Below are 19,347 nucleotides of genomic sequence, written 5' to 3' on the forward strand. Positions count from 1 at the left end.
AAAATCGCCGATATAATTTCATGTACCAAAACGTTTCATACAATACAAAGGTTTTTTCACATAATGAAATGTACATATGATTGAATTTTCTGTATAATAATATTTGCGGAGGGGATACGCATGAGAAGATGGGGAATTGAATTATTAATTTTAGCAGTCGTTATTATTTGGGGGATTAATTTTACGATTGCGAAATATGGACTTTTAGAATTTACAGCAATTGAGTTTACTGCACTTCGGATGATATCAGCGGCACCGCTTATGTTACTCCTTACATTTTTTATTGAAAAGTCGGTTTATATGGAGCGCAAGGATATACCTAGATTAATTATCGTTAGCGTTGTAGGTATTGTACTGTATCAAACGTTATTTATGGAAACTGTAAAATATACATCCGCTACAAATGCCTCTTTACTCATTTCTATTTCACCTATTTTTACAACTGTATTTGCGATTATCTTAAAACAAGAAAAGTTTTCTTCTCGAAAGCTTATCGGTTCAATCATTGCCTTTTGTGGTGCAGCCTTAGTTTTAGTAGCTGGGAATTCACTTGCTAGTTCTTTTTATGGAAATGGGATTGGACTCATTACATCAATATGCTGGGGGCTTTATCCTGTTTTAGCAAGCCCATTAATTAAAAAATATTCAGCGCTACGTGTTACCGCATGGTCAGCACTAGTTGGCGCGATTCCACTCTTGCTTTTAAGTGGACCATACGTATTTATAATGCCATTTCACATTACACATGGAATAACACTATTCGCTTTACTATATTCTATTTTCTTTGTAACAGTATTTGGTTTAGTGATGTGGTATGTTGGTGTTCAAAAAATTGGAGCGTCACATACGATGGTATATATGTATATAACGCCACTTGTAGCTGTTTTATTTGCAGCTGTATGGGCAAATGAATATGTATCGTTTCAACAAATAATCGGTGGAATTATTATTTTCTTCGGTTTATGGTTTGTGAAATCGGAGAAAGTAAAAGTGCATTCTACTGCGGGGGAACCTATATCAAAATAGGAAAACAGATCACCTATGATCTGCTTTCCTATTTTTTTATTTTTGGTAAGAATATGAGAAATAAGATAGCAGTAACAAGAGGAATTAAGTTTAAAAATGGAATACGGAAGAGTGTGATAAGAATAATACCTGGAAGAAGGACACCGAGGACAGCGTAGAAAATACTATGGTTTTTCGTGTACCAATACAATGAAAGTCCAATAAGTGCAGGGATAATGAGGTGAATGAGAGCCATTAAAAAATAAATCATTAGACGCCCCCTTTATTTGTGTACTTATTACATCATATCCGTATGTTCATAGATTGATATCAATTTTTTCATAAATGGACGAAAAATGTTTGAAAAAACGTCACAAATTATGAAAATATGATGTTGGAAATCTTGTATAATATTATTTTCTAAAAACATTTAAACAACATAAACATTGTGTTTATGTTGTTTTTTAATTTGAGTGAAATGGGTTTAAGTAGTATGAACTTGAAAGAAGTCTTTTGTTGGATAGATAAAAATTACTGAAGAAGAGGAGAACAGCATGATTAGTATGTCGTTAAGGTCGTTTAAAATTCAATCGTATTATATACTAGGTTTTCTTTTGCTAGGCTGGATGGTAACACCGTTTTCAGCACATTTTTTAGGTGCAGGAATTGGACTTATTGTAAGTATGTATTGCGTGTGGCTTTTAGGGAGACGAATTGAGAAGCTTGGAGATAGTATCGTAAAGAAAACGAAAGCACCGACGCTCGGTATGTTTAATCGTTTTGCGGCTGCTATTTTGGGCGCTATTATTATGTACGAAATTGAGCACCATATGGTTATGTGGGCATTTGCAGTAGGGATTATGGGCGGTTATTTTTTAATCGTCGTTAACTTAGGTTATTATAGTATGAAAGATGAAAAGGAACTAACCAAAAGATAAAAAGCCTCTTTTTAGATGGAATAGAGGATCTAGCGAGGGATATATCCGTAAGTTATATGTGTAAAAATGAATTTACCCTGGAATAAGGGATCCGGCGATGAATAGTACAATAGGAAGCGAAACTTTTCATAAAATACAGGTTTCTGCTTCCAATAAGTTAACATAAAATCACGTAATAGTATGACTTTTATGTTCTTTAAAAAAGTTGGATATAATACAAAAAACTATTCCGGTAATTAGAATAACATATTTTATTGTTTCGCTTGTATGCTCAAATACATTAACGTTAAGCATTACAAGTCCCCAAAACATTTGAATCGCTCCGTAACTGAATAAAATTTTTCCTGTACGAGAAAAATTTTTCATAGGCCTCCCCCTTTCCTGTATATGTAAATTGTATCATGAAAAAATAAAAAACGAATGATTATAGAATGAATTTTCTGTTATTTATTGAGAGAAATCATAGATGAAGAGAGAAGATATAGAAAGAAGCTTACGTAAAAAACGTAAGCTTCTTTTTTATGTAAGTGTGTGTAACCGTTAAGCCGCATTGGGTTTTGTCGGTGAGTACGCGAAACTTTACGGTTACACGACACTTATTCATATGAGTAAAGGGTGATTCCAACAGAAAGTTTGCACTTAAGCGATTGGGCCGCCTAAGTTAATAATGTCTTCAGATACGCTGTCGAACTTTTTGAAGTTAGCTTTGAATTCATTTGCAAGTTCGATTGCTTTTGCTTTGTAAGCAGCTTTATCAGCCCAAGTTTGTTCAGGCATTAACACTTCGTCAGGTACACCTGGTACGTGAAGTGGAACTTCAAGACCGAAGATGTCATGTTTAGCTGTTTCAGTTTTCGCAAGTTCACCGTTTAATGCTGCTTGAATCATTGCACGAGTGTAACCTAAGTTCATACGTTTACCAACGCCGTATTCGCCACCAGTCCAGCCAGTGTTTACTAAGAATACTTTCGCATCGTGTTTCTCGATTTTTTCACCAAGCATTTCAGCATAGCGAGATGCATCAAGTGGTAAGAATGGTGAACCGAAGCAAGTTGAGAATGTTGCTTGCGGAGATGTAACACCGCGCTCTGTTCCTGCTAGTTTACTAGTGTAACCACTTAAGAAGTGGTACATAGCTTGTTCTTTTGATAACTTACTGATTGGAGGCAATACGCCAGATGCATCAGCAGTTAAGAAGATAATTGTATTTGGGTGTCCTGCAACACTTGGCAGTACGATATTGTCGATCGCATGCATAGGGTATGCAGCACGAGTATTTTCTGTTAAAGTAGTATCGTTATAGTCTGCGATACGCGTTTGGTCATTAATGATAACGTTTTCTAAAACAGATCCAAATGTGATTGCATCGAAAATTTGTGGTTCTTTCTCGTGAGAAAGGTTTACACATTTCGCGTAGCAACCGCCTTCAATATTGAATACACCGTTATCAGACCAACCGTGCTCATCATCACCGATTAATTTACGGTTTGGATCAGCAGATAATGTTGTTTTACCTGTTCCAGATAAACCGAAGAATAGTGCTACATCGCCTTCTTCACCTACGTTTGCAGAGCAATGCATAGAAAGAATATCTTGTTCAGGTAATAAGAAGTTCATAATAGAGAAGATTGATTTTTTCATTTCTCCAGCGTATTCTGTACCACCAATTAGTACGATACGTTTTTCGAATGAAACCATAATAAATGCTTCAGAGTTTGTGCCGTCAACAGCTGGATCAGCCTTGAAATTCGGTGCAGAAACAATTGTGAACTCTGATTCATGAGTTGTTAATTCTTCTTCAGTTGGACGAATGAATAATTGATGTACAAATAGATTGTGCCATGCATATTCATTAATAACTTGAATTGGTAGGCGGTAATTGCGGTCAGCGCCTGCAAATCCTTTGAAGACGAATAACTCTTCTTTCTCTTTTAAGTATTCTAAAACTTTCGTATATAATTTATTAAAATGTTCTTCAGAAATCGGTTGGTTCACTGCTCCCCAAGCAATTTTGTCAGCAACCGATGCTTCTTTCACAATAAATTTATCTTTAGGAGAACGTCCTGTATATTTTCCAGTTGAAGCAGAAACGGCACCAGTCGAAGTTAATTTCCCTTCATCTCGCATTAATACTTTTTCCACTAATTGCGGAACACTTAGTTGAATCTGTGCATTGCTTCCGTTCAATAATTCGTGTAAACCAATTTGGACATTCACAGTACTCATATTTATATACCATCCTTTTCATTTAATGAAATATTTCTCGTAATCCCCAACAAGAGTATAACACAATTATATAAATAATGTATACTATTTATTTCTTTTTGTTTGTGTGAATGCATTATTTCCTTATTAATATTTCATTTCAGGCGCACTGAGAAAAACTTTCAGGAAAATGTGAATATTAATTGACAAATGAATATCATTTCTTTAGTATAGGTTGGGACGGATACTCTCTTATCCCGAGCTGGCGGAGGGACAGGCCCGATGAAGCCCAGCAACCTCACTTGTATTGGTAAACACAAGTGAATAGGTGCTAAAACCTGTGCGAGGCTACAGGTCTCGAACGATAAGAGCGAAGGGCAAAAAGCAGTATGCAAGTAGCAAATTAAACCTTTCCTCTCTATTATGTAGGAAAGGTTTTTCTGTATGCTTGTGTGGGAGAATAAATGTATGTCGCAATCTGTGGCAAATTAAGGATGAGTTCCGTACAATATATACAATTACTGTAGGGAGGTTTACCACATGACAAAAAAACGTCATCTGTTCACATCTGAGTCTGTAACTGAAGGACATCCAGATAAAATTTGTGACCAAATTTCTGATTCAATTTTAGATGCGATCTTATCAAAAGACGCAAATGCACGTGTAGCTTGTGAAACAACTGTAACAACTGGTTTAGTATTGGTAGCGGGGGAAATTACGACTTCTACTTACGTAGATATTCCAAAAATCGTTCGTGAAACAATTCAAGGCATTGGTTACACACGCGCAAAATACGGATTCGATGCAGAAACTTGTGCAGTTTTAACATCTATCGATGAGCAATCTGCTGACATCGCTATGGGTGTTGACCAAGCGCTAGAAGCACGCGAAGGTCAAATGACTGACGCTGAGATTGAGGCAATTGGTGCAGGAGACCAAGGTTTAATGTTTGGTTTCGCATGTAATGAAACACAAGAGTTAATGCCACTTCCAATCTCGCTTGCTCACAAATTAGCTCGCCGTTTAACTGAAGTACGTAAAGATGATACATTATCATACCTACGTCCGGATGGAAAAACGCAAGTTACAGTTGAGTATGATGAAAATGGTAAACCAGTACGTGTTGATACTATCGTAATTTCTACACAACATCACCCAGATGTTACATGGGAAGAAATCGATCGCGACTTAAAAGAGCACGTAATTAAAGCTGTAGTACCAGCAGAATTAATCGATGGAGAAACAAAATTCTTCATTAACCCAACTGGCCGCTTCGTAATTGGTGGACCACAAGGTGATGCTGGTTTAACAGGACGTAAAATCATCGTTGATACTTACGGTGGATACGCTCGCCACGGTGGCGGTGCATTCTCTGGTAAAGATGCAACAAAAGTTGACCGTTCTGCAGCATATGCAGCTCGTTATGTTGCGAAAAACATCGTAGCAGCTGGTCTTGCTGAAAAAGCAGAAGTACAACTTGCATACGCAATCGGTGTAGCGCAACCAGTATCAATTTCAGTTGATACATTCGGCACTGGTAAAGTATCTGAAGACGTACTAGTAGAACTAGTTCGTAACAACTTCGATCTTCGCCCAGCTGGTATTATTAAAATGCTAGACTTACGTCGCCCAATTTACAAACAAACAGCAGCTTACGGCCACTTCGGACGTACTGATGTAGATCTATCATGGGAACGTACAGACAAAGCTGCAGCTTTAAAAGAGCAAGCTGGTCTATAATATATGAAAAAAAGCTTTGCGCGGTGAGCGCAAAGCTTTTTTTATTTATAATTACGTTGGAATAAAGCGAAGAGTTCAATGTCATGCCAAGTGCCGTTGCGGAATATAGCTTCTTTACAAGTTCCTTCATGTTGAAAACCGAGTGATTTATATAATTTAATTGCTCTATCGTTAAAAGAAAATACTCGTAAAGAAAGGCGATGTAAATTTAATTCTAAAAATGCATAATTCAATAATAAGGTGAAAGCTTCCTTCCCATAACCTTGCCCCCAGTAATCCTTTTTACCAATATCAATAATGCATTCAGCGTTTCGATTATACGAATCAATATGAATTAAAGAAGTAATGCCAATTGGAAGGTTCGTAGCTTTTTCTTCAATGATATAGCTCTTAGCGTTTGGAGAATGAATAAATTGCTGGCAAAGTTTTTCTGTATCTTGAAAGGAATATTTATCAAGGTTAAGTGTAGTTGAACTCATAACGTCTATATCATTATGCCATTTATAATACGTTAGAATATCATCTTCGGAAAACTTTCGTAACTGGATACGGTTTGATTCAAACAATATAAGCCCACCTTTTGTATTTACTAGTTTTTGTTCATTATTTCAATACACGAGCTACAATAAATGTGTCCTTCTAGTTCAATATACTTTCTTATATTAGTCATACCACTTGGCGGAAATGGCATATGAATCCACGCTTTTTCATACGTTTGTATTTCTTTCCCGCATGATTTACAAAGGATTGGTTTCTTCTTGAACATATGTAATTATCCTTTCATTTTACGTGCTTTGCCTGCGCAAAAAGCACTGCTTAGTAAAAATAGTGTTGCAAATATAATGCTCACCAATGTCGCGTATGGGATTGCTCCTTTTAAGGAAAAGCCGACAGTGATGGAAGCGACGAATAAGAGGATGAATGTTGTTGTTAATTTTTTGTATAGTTCCATAATGAATCTCCTTTTTAAGAAGTATATAGTGTCATCTATCTGATACATATGTGGAAACTATTCCTGTAGAGTGAGTAATACCACCATCAGGCATAATAGCATACAATTTTAAAAAGTTAATATCGAACCCGTAAGCGATGCATTGAAAAAGGGATAATATAATTAAGAATGGTATAATGGGTACGTATCGTTTTATATTTTGAATCATGAAAAGCTCCTTTATATGGATAAATATACTTATATTGTATCATGTTGAATTCTTTGATTCATACATAATTTTACAATGAAATGAAAGGAAAGATAAAAAATGAGCGTAACCGAACATAAAAAACAAGCGCCAAAAGAAGTGCGTTGTAAGATCGTGACGATTTCCGATACACGTACAGAAGAGACAGATAAGAGCGGACAACTATTACATGAATTGTTAAAAGAAGCAGGCCATACAGTGACATCTTATGAAATTGTAAAAGACGATAAAGAAAGTATTCAGCAAGCAGTTTTAGATGGTTATCATAGAGAAGATGTAGATGTTGTATTAACAAATGGCGGTACTGGCATTACGAAACGCGATGTGACGATTGAAGCAGTATCAGCGTTATTACATAAAGAAATTGTTGGATTTGGTGAGTTGTTCCGCATGATTAGTTATTTAGAAGATATCGGAAGCAGCGCAATGTTAAGTAGAGCGATTGGTGGTACAATTGGGCGCAAAGTAGTCTTCTCGATGCCAGGATCTAGCGGCGCAGTTCGTCTTGCGATGAATAAATTAATTTTACCAGAATTAGGTCATATTACATTTGAGTTGCATCGCCAATGAGTAAGTGGGCTGGAATTGTATTAGCGGGCGGTATGTCGAGTAGATTCGGTGAGCCGAAAGCATTAGCAAGCTGGCAAGGGAGTACGTTTATTGAGCATATTTTGAAAGTGATGACAAGTGCGCTCCAAGAAGTTGTAGTCATTAGTCATTCCGATATAAAAGAGCGAGTAGAGCAATTCGTACAAGTTCCTGTTATCGAAGATATTCCGCATTATAAAGGGGACGGACCACTTGCTGGAATTGTATCAGGAATGGAATATATAGAAGCAGATTGGTACGCTATTATGCCTTGCGATGCGCCAAATGTTTCGCAAGAATGGTTTACCATTTTGCTCGAGCAAACGAGCAAGGAATACGATGCGGTTGTACCTATTATTAATGGAAGGAAACAACCGTTACTTGCGGCGTATCATAACCGCGTGAAAGAAAAGATTTATGCTTTGCTTCAGGAAGAAAAAAGAAGTATGGGTCAGCTTTTATCACAATGTAATGTGAAATATATTGCTGGTGAAGATGTACAAGCAAATGCGGATTGGTTTATAAATGTGAATACGAAAGAAGAATATGTGCAGGCTCAAAAAGACCTTTCAAATGAATGAAAGGTTTTTTGGTATACAGAAATTGGGGAACAATTACTGTATAAAGGTATGTGAGTAAGTTGATTTTAAGGGGGATTTCTTAAAATCACTATACAGTTAAAATACTGTATAACCATATTTTAATTTTTATGGGTTTTTATTACAATTCTATTTAGTTATGTTTATTTTTGTTATAATGAATATAGGAATAAAGTGATATTTCACCTTGTGTATTATTTATCCGACTTTAATGGGCAGTAAGACCCCCACCTCAAAATTCAGGAAAAGCAAAGAAGTTAGGTGGGGGTCGGGCTGCCCATAAAAGTCCGATTGGTTCAACTAATAATCAGTGGGGGATGAAGAAAACCCCCACTGATTAAAGTTTCACTTTATTTAAGTAAAGTTTACAACTGTGTAATAAACTCCCTTCGTTTTTTTGAAGGGAGTTTTTCTATTTAAGCAAGTAACTCTGATTCGTTATGCTGAAGGACTTCTTCATATTGGTTAAGCAAGCCACGAAAGATCTCATCCCAGCTTTTTGATTTCGCATAAGATGAAGCTGCTATTCCCATCTGCTCCAGTTTTTCTTCACTTTGTAATAAAGAATAAATGGATGATAGAAATGCGTCCTCATTTTTGGGCGGACAAAGAACTCCCGTTTTTCCATCTGTAATAATATTTTTAACTCCACCACTATTTGCACCGATGACAGGTGTGCCGCATGCAAGCGATTCAAGTACGACATTTCCAAATGTTTCAGTAGTTGATGGAAATACCATCAAGTTAGAACAAGCATATGCTTCAGCTAAATCCACGCCTTGTAAATAGCCAGTAAAAGTGACATTTGTTTTCGAAACATCTTCACGAAGACTTGTTGCTAGAGGACCGTCTCCTGCGATGAGCCAATGAATATCGTTTCGAGTATGCGTTGATTTAACGATAAGATTTTGCAACGTATCAATATCTTTCTCAGGAGCAATCCGTCCAATATAGGAAAGGACGTACTTCGCTGTAATATTATATTTTTTTCGGAATAGGTCTGTATTATAAGCTGGATGAAAGAGATTGCAATCTACACCACGTCCCCATATGGAGAGGGCCTGAAAGCCTTTATGTTTTAATTGATGTAATGTTTCAGGGGATGGAACGAAATTTTTTTGCATATGACTATGAAACCATTTTAAATAGTTCCAAAGCATATTGGAGAGAAATTCGATTTTGTAATAACGTAAATAAGCATCGAAATCAGTATGATAAGAACCGACAACTGGTATGTTTAACTTTTTTGCATAATACAATCCACAAAGTCCCATGTTGAAAGGTGTAGCAATGTGAATCATGTCAGGTTTAAAGGAAAGAAGTTCTCGTTTAATGCGCGGAGTAGGAAAAGAAAAGCGACATTCTGGATATAATATTGTTAACGGGATACTTCTCATCTTGTTCACATTCGCTACGAAATTATCTTCAGCTGTATGCTGAGGAGCGAAAACAGAATAGGCGATTTTTTCTTTCTGAAAATATCGTGTTAACCGCTCTAACGTCTTCGCAACTCCATTCACTTGTGGCGTAAAAGTATCGGTAAAAATGGCGACTCTCATCATATCACTCCTTTATGTGAAAAGTGGGATGAATTGATAAAAAGAGATGATGCCAGAGCAAGTGCCGAGGCACATACCGACGAATACATCAGACGGATAGTGAAGCCCTAAATAAATGCGCGAAATACCAACGCATAATGCTAACGGTAATAGGAAAATAAGTAAGCTTGGATCATAGCAAATAAATGGAATAAAGACAGAGAAAACAGCTGTTGTGTGACCAGACGGGAAAGAGTGGTCTTGTAATGGATGGACTGGATATTTTGCATCTTGAATTGTTAAATAAGGACGTTTTCGTGGATACCATCTTTTTAATATTTGCACAGGGACATGGCTAATTGCTAACGAAATAGCAGTTGCAATTGCAGCTTGGTGCAAAGTTCCATCTGCGAAAATTAAAAAGAACAGTGTGAGTGCGATGGAGAAAGTCGCGCCACCGATATGAGTAATATTGCTGAAAAAGACGTTTAACGTTTTTTGATCAAAGTATCGGTTAATTCCTTTGAAAATGTAACATTCTATTTTATACAGTCCACTGACCTTCATGAAAATTCTCCTCCCTCGTTTACATATATATGGAGATATTAGCTTTTATTTTAATAAGATTTTGTTGAGGGAGTAATAATGTTTTGTAAAGAAAAAGTTAGATTTTATATAAAAAAGCTGCCAGTGTTATGGCAGCAGTAAAATCATTTTTGTAGTGATTTATAATATTGACCTTTTTCAACGTATTGCGTGCGAATTCGCTCCATGTCTTTACGGTCTTCCTCTGTTAATTCACGAACGACTTTCGCTGGACGACCGAAAGCTAACGTGTTTGGCGGGATTTTCTTTCCTTGTGAAACGAGGCTGCCAGCACCGATAAAGGCTCCTTCGCCAATTTCAGCACCATCTAATATAATAGATCCCATTCCAATTAAAGCATCTTTTTTAATATGACAGCTATGTAAAATAACTTGATGCCCAACTGTAACGTCATCTTCTAAAATAAGAGGATACTGTGGGCTTTGGTGGAGTGTACATTGATCTTGTACATTTACCCGGTCTCCGATGATTGTTGGTGAAACATCGCCGCGTATGACTGTATTAAACCAAATACTTGATTCTTCGCCAACGGAAACATCACCTGTAATGGTAACGTAGTCAGCGATAAAAGCACTACTCGCAATTTTCGGATTTTTTTCTTTATAAGGATATATCATGTAAAGCCTTCCTTTCCTAGAGACTAGTTTCAGTGTATCAAATTATGAAAAAGAGTGAAATGGAGGAGGTTCGTATGTGGAATTACGAAGCGGAGGAAGCAAAGGCTGTAATCGTTATTGTGCACGGCGCGATGGAATATCACGGACGTTATGAAGCCGTTGCGGAAATGTGGAATCATAACGGCTACCACGTCGTGATGGGAGACCTTCCGTCACATGGAACGACTTCAAGAAATAGAGGACATATTGATTCATTTGATGAATACATAGAGGAAGTTAAATTATGGGTGAAAGAGGCAAGAAAGTATAGGTTACCTATTTTTATATTCGGTCATAGTATGGGTGGTCTTATCGTCATTCGTATGATGCAAGAAACGAAGAGAGAAGATGTAGACGGTATTATTTTAAGTTCGCCATGTTTAGGTGTATTAGCTGGACCTTCTGCACCGCTGCAAGCTGCCTCAAAAATATTAAATATTATCGCTCCAAAATTGCAATTTGCAACGAATCTTACAGTGGAAATGTCAACTCGTAATCATGAAGTGAGAGATGCGATGGAGAATGATTCATTGTTCTTGCGCAAAGTATCAGTACGTTGGTATAGTGAATTGATTAAGTCTATCGAAATTGCCCATAAGAAAATAGATGATTTTCCAGATGTTCCGCTCTTGCTAATGCAAGCATGTGAGGATAAACTTGTAGATAAAACACGTGTCCGCACTTGGTTTGATAATGTTAAAATAAGTGATAAGGCTTTTAAAGAATGGCCGAATTGTTACCATGAGTTATTAAATGAGTATGAGCGTGATGAAATTTTGAATTATATTCAGTCATTTACTGAAATACGCATCAATAACATAATAGAAACAAATAAGTAAATTATTTGTACATTGAATAGAGGAGATGAAGGAAGAAGTGAACGTACCGAGTAATCCCATAACGCTCATGGCGAAAGTATACCGTGATGTGTTTCCGGTTGTACACCATGAGCTAGCGATGTGGAAAGAGCGTGCCTACCATATTCCGAATGATGAGCTTCATAGTCAGGCAATCGCAAGTATTGAGCATAAAACGTTTCATTGCGAAGGCGGTGGTATTTTAGCGCTATTAGCAAATGAACACCGAGAGGAATGTATTCGTTTTATCGTAGCGTATCAAACGATCAGCGACTATTTAGATAATTTATGTGATCGCAGTACATCACTTGATCCAAATGATTTTGCCGCGTTGCATGAATCTATGTTAATGGCATTATCACCTGAAGTAGAAGGTGGCGGTAATTATTATCGCTATCGTGATGATCAAGATGATGGTGGTTATTTAGACGAACTTGTTGAAACATGCCAAGATGTTTTAAAGAAAACGAAGCACTATGACAAAATTGCTCCTATTCTTCATGAACTTGCTTGTTATTATTGTGATTTGCAAATTCATAAACATGTAAAATTAGAAGAAAGAGAACCACGATTACAAACATGGTTTGAAGCGCATAAAGAAAACTTACCGGAGATGAGTTGGTTTGAATTTTCAGCATGTGCTGGTTCTACACTTGGAATCTTCTGTCTTGTCGCATATGCCTTTCATGATGAATTACATGATGAAGATATTGCGAAAATTAGACAAGGATATTTTCCTTACGTACAAGGACTTCATATTTTACTTGATTATTTCATTGATCAAGAAGAAGACCGTATAGGTGGAGATTTAAATTTCTGTAGTTATTACGAAAACGAGCAAGTGATATTAGATCGTATGAAACATTTTGTAGAAGAAGCAGAGAAGAGCATTGGTGACTTGCCTCATGCGAAGTTTCATCGCCTTATAAGCCGAGGATTACTTGGTATTTATTTATCAGATCAAAAAGTATCAGCACAAAAGAATATGCACAAAATGGCACGGCGCATTGTAAAATACGGGGGTCTCACTTCACGATTCTTCTATTGGAACGGGAAGATGTACCGAAAGAAAACAGCGCAGTGATGAAGAAAACCACTCATGTAGAGTGGTTTTTTGTTATAATATGGTAAAGGTGGTGGCGAAATGAAGCAATTATTTCAAAAGCTATATGACCATATTGAAATAACGTTACTCGTGCTACTTTCCGTTTCATTTGTAACTGGAATGTATATGATGATGAATAGGCCAATTGGTCCTACTATGATGGATTATGTGCCACAAGTAATTATTGGCACAATTATTATAGTAGATATTGTCTTTTTAATAAGTGGTAGAAAAAAAGAAAATAGTAAATAAAAAGCATTTGTACACGGTAGTACAAATGCTTTTTCACTATGAGCGTATTTTTGAAAATACATATATAAGAAGTTCAATCGCAAAAATAACTAATACAGATAGTCCAAATAAAGGCATGACAGCGCCTAGTATAACCATCATGATAAAGAAAACGATTATGCTTTTCTTATCTCTTTGCTTTGGCGGTGCTGCTAATTTTCCTTTCGGTTTTCTTGCTAACCACATTTTTACTCCGTAATAAATGAGAAGTAATAAAGATAATGTCGTTAGTAAGCATAATATTTTATTGGGCCATCCGAATAAATGACCTTCGTGAAGCGGGATACCGTAAGTGAACCATTGTGCAAATAAGCCATAATCACGATAGTCCGTTTTGGAAATAAGTTCTCCGCTATATTGATCAAAGTAAGCTGTTATTTCTTCATTTGGTGCCACATCCATGCCCGTAATACCAGAACCGCTTGATTTTGAAACGGTGAATACACCTTTCGGATCAGTTGGTAGTGAAATAACGTATGGCTTCTTTATTTCAATTCCTTTTTGTAATGTATCAACTGAAATTGCTTTTGGCTCATTCGAATTCGATTCAGGAGGAGCTTCTTTTCTAGTTGCCCACGGCAATTCTTTTACCTTTGATTCAGGCGGTGCCATATACAACTTTGGATATCCGATCGATTCATTCGACGATGCGATTTTATAAATTTGGTTGCCCATAAATCCTGACCACGGCAATCCAGATGCAACTAACAAAACGAGAGGAATTGTAAATATAATACCGATAATAGAATGACGTCGTTTTGCTTTTTCTCGCTTATTGGATGCCAGTGTGTTTTTGAATTGGCGTATACTCATATAGAGCCCAGTAGCAATTAAGAAGATTGTCCAACATGCCGCAAGTTCTACAGTATAGTTGACGACAGTGCCACCAACTAAAAGAGAACTATGTAATTCCCTCATAATATTGGCAAACGTTTCATTTGCGTTTTGATCCCCAACAATTTGATTATTATTATCTAAATACACATATTTTTGTTGCCCAGTATACTCATTTGCAATCGTAAGTCTCGTATTATAATCCCCATTAAACTCACTAATTTTCGTCACACTATAATGTGGATATTTTTTCTCTGTTAAGGAAATAGAATCAGCCATCGAAATAGATTCTGTTTGAGCACTCTTCCCAAAATATAAATCTTTATAGATGAAATCCTCAACCTCTTCCCGAAATAAATACCCAATTCCGCTCAGTGACAACGTAATAAGAAGCGGCGTAATAAAAAGCCCAGCATAAAAATGCCAACGCCAAAAAATGTAATGAAGCGAACGATTTACTTTCATACTTTCAGTTCCCCTAACCTTCCCTATATGAATAACTACTTATTTAATATAGCGAGATTAAGTGTGATTACTTTGAAAGAATTGTGAAGAAAGTTAAAAGTTTTGGAGAGTTGGCAGGGAATTTTGTTAGTAAAGCGATAATCTATTATGACAATAAAATTTTTAAAACGTTTTAAGATAGTTCAAAAGTAGACATCTTCAATTTTGAAGATGTTTTTTTATATACCATAATTAAATACTAGCTTGACTATAACGTAGCGTCATAGATTAAGTTGTTCTTAGGAGGTGGATTAATCTGATTACTACGGGGGATGTAAAGAAAGTTACAGGTTTAACTGAAAGGACAATACGATATTATAGTGAATTGAACTTAATTACGCCAAAAAGAAATAATATAGGACAAATTCATTTATCAAGAAAGGATTTATTAGACTTAATTAAAATCCTGAATCTAAAGATAGTAGGAAAAAATTTAAGATTCATCGGCAGTCTAAATTTAAATGAACTGAGTATTAAAGATACAAGTCTTCAGCTTGATGAAATGTACAATGATTTAGAGTGTGTACTTATATCTTTAAACCATCTAGAGAATAGCAACGATGAAGATAGTATATTAAATGCTCTTAAACTTGCTCACGTAGTTAATGATAAGTACATGATGAAACGGGGATATTTATGAAAATTTTTATAGAAGATACTATAAGTCAATATGATATATTACTTTCACTATCATCTGAAGAAAGGGGGGATTTTTTTAGGCATACAATGATGAAACCATTTGAAGGAATGTGGAATGCAATTAATGTACCGATGAAATCCAAGGATCCAAACGGTTATGACGTCATGATGGCAACACGAATGCTAGGGTATTTAGATATAAACGAGACAAAATTAGCAGAAGAAGCATTAAATGATTTGAAGAAGATGAATGCATTAAAAATTGCTGAAAAAACTTTAAAAGAATGTATAGATTTCTCTTCTGAGCATGATTTAAGAGTAAGTGCAGAGGAACTGAGATTTGGTATGTATATTGCAGACCCTAAAAAATTAAAAAATCAAAACAGTTATACTGGTTTTGGTGGTATTCCTGGTTATGTTATAGCAATAATTCGCCCGAATAGCTACAATGTTCCAAGATTTCCGGCACTCATTGCACATGAATTTCATCATAATTTACGATTCTCTTATTTTGAATGGAATCATGGAGATGTAACCGTAGCTGATTATATAATTATTGAGGGACTCGCCGATTCTTTTGCCACCGCATTGTATGGTAAAGAATTTTTAGGGCCATGGGTTACTTCAATTGACAATGAAGACCTTGAATACTCTATTTACGTAATAAAAGAAGGGCTTAATGTGAAAGGGTTTGCAGAGGTGAGTAGCTACATGTTTGGAGATGATTTCGCCAAAAAAGAAGGTTATCAACCAGTAGGCTTATCAACCGGTGCAGGTTATGCTGTAGGGTATCACATTGTGCAGTCTTTTATGAAAAATAATAATGTTACGATCCAAGAAGCTACATTGTTAAGTACAGAAGAAATAATAAAGGGGTCTAATGTTTTTTAAGGTAATTGTATTTTGAAAGACGTTATTGTTTCTAAGAGTTATGAATTCTTAGGTGGATTTGGAAATTAAGTAAGCATAATACCATCCGTAAGAACGGTACTATGCTTATTTATAGTTTTAAATTTAATCAATTTTATTATAATTATACATCTATGTTCAATTGCCGGGACATACAATGTTCTATGCAAAGTGTAGTTGAATGAATTAGCTCTTCATCTCCTTTTTGTAGCCTGATTTGAAGCGCTTTTTGAAAACAAGTAAGCGCGGTGTGGAAGTCACCCTCATCTAATTTGCTTTTTCCATGATGTTGGTAGAAGAAGTCTTTATAAGTAGGAACGTTCGGCAACATATGTTGAAGCTCGGTAAAAAGTGTATTTGCCGTATGGAAATTTTGTTCCCAATGATATGTATGTGCGAGACGAAGTTTGTTAATAAAAATCCCTTGGATGTTGTCTGTTTGTGTGTAATATTCAATGGCCTCCTGTAAGTAATACTTACTGTCAGAAAGGTTGCCAACGATTCGTTCATAAACACCGATTAATCCGCAGTTTTTTCCGTATAACGATTCTTTATGTAAATGTTCTTTCAAAAATACAATCCCTTGCTTCATTTCAGCAAGGGATATAGGTTTTTCTCTAAGGTTTTCGTCAAATGTGTATCCCATTTCAAAAGGTATATTCACTGGGGCCTCCTTATATTTCCTACATACATCCTAACAACCGCTTTCGCAAGACATTGAGAAGAATCAACAAAATCCTCACTCGCCACCACATTCAAATCGGTACATGCGATAATTGCCGTATCAACTACCTCTCTCAATTGTAAAACGAGCGCATTCCACAATTCGCGAGCTTCTTCAACCTCTCCATATTTAATATAAGTAATGATTTGATTAATCATTTCCTGCCATGTTTCATGATGAATGTACTCTATATCACGTTTTGTAATCCCATCTTGGTAAATCCCAGCTTGAACAGTTGCTTCCGTTGCAAGAAGAGCGACTCTTTTTACGTTTTTAGGAATTATTTGTAACGTTTCATCGACTATATTTAAAATCGGAATGGACAGAGAATGCTGTAATTCCTCGAAATAAAGATGCGCCGTATTACACGGCATAGCGATAAAGTCTACGCCAGTACTTTCAAGTTTTTGTGCGCCTTTAATAATCGCTTTTTTCATCGCTTCGTGATCAATAGGGCGATCCATATAAAACGGTGTTGGGCACGAGTAAATCATCATATGAGGAAAGTCCATATCATGTTTTGCTCCGTATATTGTTTGGCACTTTGCTACAACTGTATCGACGAATGGCCCAGTTGATTTTGGTCCCATTCCTGCTAGTATTCCGATCATTGTTTTGTCTCCTTTAATATGTAATTAAAAACGTTTTTTGCGAACGATAAACAGAAATAAGGTAAATAATAAAAATGAATATACGATAGCCCAAGCTGTGAGCCATAGCGTGTGAGTCAGTATATTATATTTGTATTGTCCAAGCATGAGAAAGCTTTCGACAGGTGGTAAAAACCATAGTAACTCTTTTTTAAACCGGATAGATGCAATCGTTATAAGCAATATAAATGTAAGGCTAAGCCAAGCAGTGCCTGCTTTTTGAATCGTATTTCTAGTAAATAATGTTGCGATTGAAATTCCTAGTATAGAGAAAGACATATGAGCGAGAAATCCGACTAAAAATAAAGAAACTGTCATTTTTTCATTAAACATTTGCAAAATAATGGGATAGATTACGGATATAAAAGATAATACAGTACAAATGAGAAGAGCCGTAATATATTTACCAACGTATAATGCGGAAATGTTATTTGTATGTGAAATAGTGATTTGCTCTTGTACAGGATCTTCGGTATGAAAAATCGTGACCGTAATCCAGGCAGATAATAAATAAAGCGCGAGAGCTGTTTCTAAATATGTCGGTACAATAGGAGTCGGTTTATATGCATATACAAAAAGTAAGCTCATGAAGTACATCGCAATAGGAGGGACGTACTTATACGATTTTGTATAGTCGAGAAAGTGATAACGAATAAGAGCAAACATAATAAACCTTCTTTCGATTTAAAAGTTAGGTTGTAGCAGTGTGATAGATGCTTTTTTATGCAATAAAAACTGAAGCATTTCGTTTGTATATTCTTTTTCGATTTGTAATTGAATAAGGTTTTGATTTGAATTGTGTGCAACGTGTATAAAACCGGATTGTTTTTGTAGTTCTATCGCTGAAAATGTTTCGTGAACAATTGCTTCAATATAGACTTGTTCTGCTCCTTTTTGTGCAGAGATATTTTCTGTGATTGTATGATTTGCTAACGTCACAATTCTATCAGCGAAGTTTTCTAATAGTTGTTTTTCGTGACATGTAAATAACACGGATATACCTTGTTGTTTTAATGAGAGTAAAATATGTTCTAATTCTTGCTGAGAGTTAGGATCGAGCCCAGAAAGCGGTTCGTCTAAAATTAATAAATGTACGTCCGTAAGTAACGCTTGCATAATGCCTGTTTTTTGTTTCATACCTTTTGAAAAATTTCGTACAACGGAATGCCTTGCATGAAGTAAATGAAACCTTTCAAGAAGCAGCGGAATTTTATCTTTTACATATTTTGTTGATAAACCGTGAATGCGACCGAGATGATATAGATAATCTTCTAATGTAAAACGAATCCCTTCAGGAAAATGTTCAGGTACATAACCGATTTGTATATGTTCTTTCCTTTGAATTGTCCCTGCCGTATGTGAAATAAAGCCTGCAATTATTTTGAGTAGAGTACTTTTTCCAGTCCCGTTCCCGCCAACAATGGCGAGTGCTTCTCCTTCTGGAATGGATAAATCAATGTTGTCTAGTATAAGTGATTTGCCGTACTTCTTTTGAATTCCCCTTAGTTCTACTAGCAAAGTTCTATCCTCCTATACAGTGTATATATCCATTATATAGGAGAATAACAAAAAGACGTGCAATAAGTGCACGTCTTTTTTTGTTATGTTTTGTCGATAAGTCGATATAGTGTGTCGAATCGTCGATATATTTAGCGCTTCTCAATCGCCACAATAAATGGCGGGTTATTTTGTTGGTTAATGAAGCCGTAGCGCAGTACGTGTGCTTGTTTTTGGTCTAATTCTTCGGCAAATTTGAGAAC

Annotated in this window: 26 protein-coding genes and 1 riboswitch; of the genes, 10 read left to right on the plus strand and 16 right to left on the minus strand. The window is 36.0% G+C overall.

The genetic code is table 11. The annotated features are described in order from the left end of the window. The first annotated feature begins 120 nt into the window (after positions 1-120). Positions 121-1,026, plus strand: a complete 906-nt coding sequence (locus tag MR083_RS22150) for a DMT family transporter (protein WP_001255401.1) — start codon at positions 121-123, stop codon at positions 1,024-1,026. Between the two features lie 28 nt (positions 1,027-1,054). Here the strand turns inward: MR083_RS22150 and MR083_RS22155 are convergent, their stop codons facing one another. Then, complete coding sequence (locus MR083_RS22155) at positions 1,055-1,276, minus strand: hypothetical protein (RefSeq protein ID WP_000639044.1); 222 nt, start codon at positions 1,274-1,276, stop codon at positions 1,055-1,057. 283 nt (positions 1,277-1,559) lie between these two features. On the opposite strand from MR083_RS22155, the gene MR083_RS22160 reads away from it, so the two are divergent. Further along, on the plus strand, positions 1,560-1,943 hold the full coding sequence (locus MR083_RS22160; protein WP_000624920.1) for an ATP synthase subunit I: 384 nt from the start codon (positions 1,560-1,562) through the stop codon (positions 1,941-1,943). 168 nt (positions 1,944-2,111) lie between these two features. On the opposite strand, the gene MR083_RS22165 is transcribed toward MR083_RS22160, so the two are convergent. Together MR083_RS22165 and pckA are read right to left on the minus strand one after the other, a co-directional pair. After that, entirely contained in the window at positions 2,112-2,309 is a 198-nt protein-coding gene (locus MR083_RS22165; protein WP_000788118.1) for a hypothetical protein, read from the minus strand. 273 nt (positions 2,310-2,582) lie between these two features. Beyond that, positions 2,583-4,169 (minus strand): phosphoenolpyruvate carboxykinase (ATP), encoded by a 1,587-nt coding sequence (pckA, locus tag MR083_RS22170; RefSeq protein WP_000108797.1) that lies wholly within the window; start codon positions 4,167-4,169, stop codon positions 2,583-2,585. Between the two features lie 228 nt (positions 4,170-4,397). After that, positions 4,398-4,519, plus strand: a riboswitch (SAM riboswitch). Positions 4,520-4,688: 169 nt separating this feature from the next. Here pckA and metK point away from each other — a divergent pair. Next, positions 4,689-5,888: a methionine adenosyltransferase gene (gene metK / locus MR083_RS22175; RefSeq protein ID WP_000163115.1), complete on the plus strand. Its 1,200-nt coding sequence runs from the start codon at positions 4,689-4,691 to the stop codon at positions 5,886-5,888. Between the two features lie 41 nt (positions 5,889-5,929). Here the strand turns inward: metK and MR083_RS22180 are convergent, their stop codons facing one another. From MR083_RS22180 to MR083_RS22195, 4 genes are read right to left on the minus strand one after another with little or no spacing between them, the layout of a single operon-like run. After that, positions 5,930-6,454 carry a GNAT family N-acetyltransferase gene (locus MR083_RS22180; RefSeq protein ID WP_000464115.1) on the minus strand — a complete coding sequence of 175 codons (525 nt, stop codon included), beginning with the start codon at positions 6,452-6,454 and terminating at the stop codon, positions 5,930-5,932. 23 nt (positions 6,455-6,477) lie between these two features. Further along, a complete protein-coding gene (locus tag MR083_RS22185) occupies positions 6,478-6,654 on the minus strand; it encodes a hypothetical protein (RefSeq protein ID WP_000473608.1) in 177 nt (58 codons plus the stop codon). Positions 6,655-6,660: 6 nt separating this feature from the next. Beyond that, positions 6,661-6,840, minus strand: coding sequence for a hypothetical protein (locus MR083_RS22190; RefSeq protein WP_000424803.1), 180 nt, complete (start codon positions 6,838-6,840; stop codon positions 6,661-6,663). Positions 6,841-6,871: 31 nt separating this feature from the next. Then, complete coding sequence (locus tag MR083_RS22195; RefSeq protein WP_011040774.1) at positions 6,872-7,048, minus strand: hypothetical protein; 177 nt, start codon at positions 7,046-7,048, stop codon at positions 6,872-6,874. Between the two features lie 99 nt (positions 7,049-7,147). Here MR083_RS22195 and MR083_RS22200 point away from each other — a divergent pair, with 99 nt between their 5' ends. Continuing rightward, positions 7,148-7,657: a MogA/MoaB family molybdenum cofactor biosynthesis protein gene (locus tag MR083_RS22200; RefSeq protein ID WP_000117138.1), complete on the plus strand. Its 510-nt coding sequence runs from the start codon at positions 7,148-7,150 to the stop codon at positions 7,655-7,657. Then, a complete protein-coding gene (locus MR083_RS22205) occupies positions 7,654-8,256 on the plus strand; it encodes a molybdenum cofactor guanylyltransferase (RefSeq protein WP_000049469.1) in 603 nt (200 codons plus the stop codon). The genes MR083_RS22200 and MR083_RS22205 overlap by 4 nt, the downstream gene beginning before the upstream one ends. Before the next feature lie 434 nt (positions 8,257-8,690). Here MR083_RS22205 and MR083_RS22210 read toward each other — a convergent pair whose 3' ends face one another. The 3 genes from MR083_RS22210 to MR083_RS22220 all read right to left on the minus strand — a co-directional run bounded on the left by MR083_RS22210 (position 8,691) and on the right by MR083_RS22220 (position 11,035). Continuing rightward, the gene (locus MR083_RS22210; RefSeq protein ID WP_001261615.1) at positions 8,691-9,833 is read right to left on the minus strand and encodes a glycosyltransferase family 4 protein; all 1,143 of its coding nucleotides are present in this window, start codon (positions 9,831-9,833) and stop codon (positions 8,691-8,693) included. Positions 9,834-9,845: 12 nt separating this feature from the next. Beyond that, complete coding sequence (locus MR083_RS22215) at positions 9,846-10,379, minus strand: phosphatase PAP2 family protein (protein WP_000868590.1); 534 nt, start codon at positions 10,377-10,379, stop codon at positions 9,846-9,848. A gap of 143 nt (positions 10,380-10,522) precedes the next feature. Beyond that, a complete protein-coding gene (locus MR083_RS22220; protein WP_000640209.1) occupies positions 10,523-11,035 on the minus strand; it encodes a gamma carbonic anhydrase in 513 nt (170 codons plus the stop codon). A gap of 74 nt (positions 11,036-11,109) precedes the next feature. Between MR083_RS22220 and MR083_RS22225 the strand changes: the two genes are divergently transcribed. From MR083_RS22225 to MR083_RS22235, 3 genes are read left to right on the plus strand one after another with little or no spacing between them, the layout of a single operon-like run. Next, complete coding sequence (locus MR083_RS22225; RefSeq protein WP_000267430.1) at positions 11,110-11,913, plus strand: alpha/beta hydrolase; 804 nt, start codon at positions 11,110-11,112, stop codon at positions 11,911-11,913. 37 nt (positions 11,914-11,950) lie between these two features. Further along, on the plus strand, positions 11,951-13,015 hold the full coding sequence (locus tag MR083_RS22230) for a tetraprenyl-beta-curcumene synthase family protein (RefSeq protein ID WP_001102457.1): 1,065 nt from the start codon (positions 11,951-11,953) through the stop codon (positions 13,013-13,015). A 60-nt stretch (positions 13,016-13,075) separates the two neighbouring features. Beyond that, positions 13,076-13,288, plus strand: a complete 213-nt coding sequence (locus tag MR083_RS22235) for a hypothetical protein (RefSeq protein WP_000811312.1) — start codon at positions 13,076-13,078, stop codon at positions 13,286-13,288. A 36-nt stretch (positions 13,289-13,324) separates the two neighbouring features. On the opposite strand, the gene MR083_RS22240 is transcribed toward MR083_RS22235, so the two are convergent. Beyond that, positions 13,325-14,626, minus strand: coding sequence for a PepSY-associated TM helix domain-containing protein (locus tag MR083_RS22240; protein WP_242269852.1), 1,302 nt, complete (start codon positions 14,624-14,626; stop codon positions 13,325-13,327). Between the two features lie 298 nt (positions 14,627-14,924). On the opposite strand from MR083_RS22240, the gene MR083_RS22245 reads away from it, so the two are divergent. After that, positions 14,925-15,305, plus strand: a complete 381-nt coding sequence (locus tag MR083_RS22245; RefSeq protein WP_270710956.1) for a MerR family transcriptional regulator — start codon at positions 14,925-14,927, stop codon at positions 15,303-15,305. Next, positions 15,302-16,195: a DUF2268 domain-containing putative Zn-dependent protease gene (locus MR083_RS22250; RefSeq protein WP_242269853.1), complete on the plus strand. Its 894-nt coding sequence runs from the start codon at positions 15,302-15,304 to the stop codon at positions 16,193-16,195. Before MR083_RS22245 ends, MR083_RS22250 begins: the two co-directional genes overlap by 4 nt. Positions 16,196-16,337: 142 nt before the next feature. Here the strand turns inward: MR083_RS22250 and MR083_RS22255 are convergent, their stop codons facing one another. From MR083_RS22255 to MR083_RS22275, 5 genes are all read right to left on the minus strand, one after another. Continuing rightward, on the minus strand, positions 16,338-16,877 hold the full coding sequence (locus MR083_RS22255; RefSeq protein ID WP_242269854.1) for a hypothetical protein: 540 nt from the start codon (positions 16,875-16,877) through the stop codon (positions 16,338-16,340). Further along, positions 16,874-17,548, minus strand: a complete 675-nt coding sequence (locus tag MR083_RS22260) for an aspartate/glutamate racemase family protein (RefSeq protein ID WP_242269855.1) — start codon at positions 17,546-17,548, stop codon at positions 16,874-16,876. Before MR083_RS22260 ends, MR083_RS22255 begins: the two co-directional genes overlap by 4 nt. A 24-nt stretch (positions 17,549-17,572) precedes the next feature. Then, positions 17,573-18,253 carry a hypothetical protein gene (locus MR083_RS22265; protein ID WP_000457756.1) on the minus strand — a complete coding sequence of 227 codons (681 nt, stop codon included), beginning with the start codon at positions 18,251-18,253 and terminating at the stop codon, positions 17,573-17,575. Between the two features lie 18 nt (positions 18,254-18,271). Further along, positions 18,272-19,105, minus strand: coding sequence for an ABC transporter ATP-binding protein (locus MR083_RS22270; protein WP_000959731.1), 834 nt, complete (start codon positions 19,103-19,105; stop codon positions 18,272-18,274). 131 nt (positions 19,106-19,236) lie between these two features. Further along, on the minus strand, positions 19,237-19,347 hold a 111-nt coding region (locus MR083_RS22275), incomplete at its 5' end, for an MnmM family RNA methyltransferase (RefSeq protein WP_242269857.1).

This window comes from Bacillus cereus group sp. BfR-BA-01408, from assembly GCF_022663305.1.
Classification (GTDB): domain Bacteria; phylum Bacillota; class Bacilli; order Bacillales; family Bacillaceae_G; genus Bacillus_A; species Bacillus_A pacificus.

What these genes read in the sequence shown, in the direction of transcription:
- MR083_RS22260 (WP_242269855.1), bottom strand. Translation starts at nt 17,548, where the DNA reads ATGATCGGAATACTAGCAGGAATGGGACCAAAATCAACTGGGCCATTC.
- MR083_RS22215 (WP_000868590.1), bottom strand. Translation starts at nt 10,379, where the DNA reads ATGAAGGTCAGTGGACTGTATAAAATAGAATGTTACATTTTCAAAGGA.
- MR083_RS22265 (WP_000457756.1), bottom strand. Translation starts at nt 18,253, where the DNA reads ATGTTTGCTCTTATTCGTTATCACTTTCTCGACTATACAAAATCGTAT.
- MR083_RS22220 (WP_000640209.1), bottom strand. Translation starts at nt 11,035, where the DNA reads ATGATATATCCTTATAAAGAAAAAAATCCGAAAATTGCGAGTAGTGCT.
- MR083_RS22210 (WP_001261615.1), bottom strand. Translation starts at nt 9,833, where the DNA reads ATGAGAGTCGCCATTTTTACCGATACTTTTACGCCACAAGTGAATGGA.
- MR083_RS22250 (WP_242269853.1), top strand. Translation starts at nt 15,302, where the DNA reads ATGAAAATTTTTATAGAAGATACTATAAGTCAATATGATATATTACTT.
- MR083_RS22225 (WP_000267430.1), top strand. Translation starts at nt 11,110, where the DNA reads ATGTGGAATTACGAAGCGGAGGAAGCAAAGGCTGTAATCGTTATTGTG.
- MR083_RS22150 (WP_001255401.1), top strand. Translation starts at nt 121, where the DNA reads ATGAGAAGATGGGGAATTGAATTATTAATTTTAGCAGTCGTTATTATT.
- MR083_RS22185 (WP_000473608.1), bottom strand. Translation starts at nt 6,654, where the DNA reads ATGTTCAAGAAGAAACCAATCCTTTGTAAATCATGCGGGAAAGAAATA.
- metK (WP_000163115.1), top strand. Translation starts at nt 4,689, where the DNA reads ATGACAAAAAAACGTCATCTGTTCACATCTGAGTCTGTAACTGAAGGA.
- MR083_RS22205 (WP_000049469.1), top strand. Translation starts at nt 7,654, where the DNA reads ATGAGTAAGTGGGCTGGAATTGTATTAGCGGGCGGTATGTCGAGTAGA.
- MR083_RS22195 (WP_011040774.1), bottom strand. Translation starts at nt 7,048, where the DNA reads ATGATTCAAAATATAAAACGATACGTACCCATTATACCATTCTTAATT.
- MR083_RS22235 (WP_000811312.1), top strand. Translation starts at nt 13,076, where the DNA reads ATGAAGCAATTATTTCAAAAGCTATATGACCATATTGAAATAACGTTA.
- MR083_RS22190 (WP_000424803.1), bottom strand. Translation starts at nt 6,840, where the DNA reads ATGGAACTATACAAAAAATTAACAACAACATTCATCCTCTTATTCGTC.
- MR083_RS22200 (WP_000117138.1), top strand. Translation starts at nt 7,148, where the DNA reads ATGAGCGTAACCGAACATAAAAAACAAGCGCCAAAAGAAGTGCGTTGT.
- MR083_RS22160 (WP_000624920.1), top strand. Translation starts at nt 1,560, where the DNA reads ATGATTAGTATGTCGTTAAGGTCGTTTAAAATTCAATCGTATTATATA.
- pckA (WP_000108797.1), bottom strand. Translation starts at nt 4,169, where the DNA reads ATGAGTACTGTGAATGTCCAAATTGGTTTACACGAATTATTGAACGGA.
- MR083_RS22155 (WP_000639044.1), bottom strand. Translation starts at nt 1,276, where the DNA reads ATGATTTATTTTTTAATGGCTCTCATTCACCTCATTATCCCTGCACTT.
- MR083_RS22165 (WP_000788118.1), bottom strand. Translation starts at nt 2,309, where the DNA reads ATGAAAAATTTTTCTCGTACAGGAAAAATTTTATTCAGTTACGGAGCG.
- MR083_RS22240 (WP_242269852.1), bottom strand. Translation starts at nt 14,626, where the DNA reads ATGAAAGTAAATCGTTCGCTTCATTACATTTTTTGGCGTTGGCATTTT.